Here is a 247-nt window from a genome sequence, read left to right on the forward strand (position 1 = left end):
TCAGGTGGTGCCAGTGCCCTATTATCAAAATGGCGGTGATACCTGCGGGATTACGGTGCACTTTTTGCCTTGTGATCAGATTAAAGTCACGACCTCTTGTGACGCCTACGGGTAATAGTCCGGTTGAATTGCCCACTTTACCGCTAAATAACTCAAGTGCCCCACACTAATGAGATGGTCGCCCTCACCCTGTTAGCGATATATTGACAGCGTGTGATTTATTTTTTTAAGAGGCCATCATCATGAA

At 46.2% G+C, this 247-nt stretch carries 1 protein-coding gene; it reads left to right on the forward strand.

The features are described 5' to 3' along the window. Positions 1-115, forward strand: a 115-nt coding sequence (locus ABR397_RS24005; RefSeq protein ID WP_350307875.1) for a DUF3304 domain-containing protein, incomplete at its 5' end; no start/stop codon positions are given. Positions 116-247 lie beyond the last annotated feature (132 nt).

The organism is Photorhabdus viridis, from assembly GCF_040256935.1.
In the GTDB taxonomy this organism is placed as follows: domain Bacteria; phylum Pseudomonadota; class Gammaproteobacteria; order Enterobacterales; family Enterobacteriaceae; genus Photorhabdus; species Photorhabdus viridis.